The organism is Bowmanella denitrificans (assembly GCF_039522935.1).
Classification (GTDB): Bacteria; Pseudomonadota; Gammaproteobacteria; order Enterobacterales; family Alteromonadaceae; genus Bowmanella; species Bowmanella denitrificans.
Genome location: NZ_BAAAEI010000007.1, coordinates 45,909 through 47,177, shown reverse-complemented (window position 1 = coordinate 47,177; position 1,269 = coordinate 45,909). Strand labels below are relative to the sequence as shown.

At 47.8% G+C, this 1,269-nt stretch carries 2 protein-coding genes and 1 tRNA gene; 1 reads left to right on the top strand and 2 read right to left on the bottom strand.

Annotated elements, in window-relative coordinates:
- On the bottom strand, window positions 1-323 hold a 323-nt coding region (locus ABD028_RS08490; RefSeq protein WP_343844156.1), incomplete at its 3' end, for a hypothetical protein.
- 177 nt (window positions 324-500) lie between these two features.
- Complete coding sequence (locus ABD028_RS08485) at window positions 501-983, bottom strand: DUF6795 domain-containing protein (RefSeq protein WP_343844154.1); 483 nt, start codon at window positions 981-983, stop codon at window positions 501-503.
- Window positions 984-1,191: 208 nt separating this feature from the next.
- On the opposite strand from ABD028_RS08485, the gene ABD028_RS08480 reads away from it, so the two are divergent.
- A tRNA-Arg gene (locus tag ABD028_RS08480) sits at window positions 1,192-1,268 on the top strand.
- Window position 1,269 lies beyond the last annotated feature (1 nt).

The following is a 1,269-nucleotide window of genomic DNA, read 5'->3' as shown; positions in this document are numbered from 1 at the left end:
AGCCTTTTTCTTTTATTCGGTATGTCGTGGGACGGGGTAAGAACCTCCCAGGTTCGACAAAAATGCCAGGAGCATTTTTGAACGTCGTGCCTTACAGCGACGGCCCGCAGGGCGCTGGGCAGGAAGCCCAGCGTAATCCTTCCACGCAGTAACGCGCGAGCACCGCAGTCAGCTATGACAAAGCCATAGAGCCTATTTCTTTTATTTGGTATGTCGTGAGATGGAGTAAAACCTCCCAGGTTCGACAAAAAATGCCAGGAGCACTTTTGAACATCGCGCTCTACAGCGATGGCCCGCAGGGCGGCGGGCAGAAAGCCCAGCATAATCCTTCCACGCAGTAACGCGAGCTCCGCTGTCAGCTATCAGTAATCAAGCCATCTTAATCATCAGGCATCCAGGCCAAAGGCCCTAACCGCCGTCGGCTGAATTTATTATTGGGGCCTGGGCGGCGATACCCGTTTTGCCTTGGCTGGTAACCTGACGGAAGCTGCATTTTCCGGCTAATTGGTAATTTCACAGATTCCGAAGTAACTTTTTGTTGAGTCGGCGGCGTTGAATTCTGTAAATTCCGAGCTTAATTCACATCTCAGTTTCAAAGGGGACATTCCCATTTCTCCACCGGATTCATAGTTTGTTCTATAGAAGCTCCAGGCATCATATTTTTTTCCCTGATACTCAAAGATCATATACTGATTTACGCCTGGTTCATGAGTTGGAAGCAGAGAGATACTTAGTGAGTGGCTGTATATTGGTGGTAGGGTAAACTGTCCGTTTTTATCTGTGGTAGATGAATCTTCTTTATCTTCATCATTGGCTGACCACCTGTATCCGCGTAATACTCTAACACCCTCGGCGGGCTTACCATTCAACAGTACTGTCCCCTCAACAGCAGAAAACATACATTTCTTAAAAAATCCCATGGCCTGCGCTCCCAAGCTGCTTATCAATAAGCCTGTCAGCACGGTAATGATATTGGCTCTCATCCATTTGTATCCCTTCTTCGTCAAGGTGTAGTCTAGAATATAAGTCACTTTTCAACATAAACCGAGCAGACCTTAGCCAGTCACAGCGTTATTATAAATAAAATCAGCTGCTACTATTGCATTTCCCGGTCAGCCATGTAGAATGCGCGCTCGCTGTGACAGGGAAGCTTGCCTTCTCGCAGTTATTAGCAAAGAATTTAAGTATCACGCGTGTGTAGCTCAGCTGGATAGAGTACCTGGCTACGAACCAGGCGGTCGGAGGTTCGAATCCTTCCACACGCGCCAT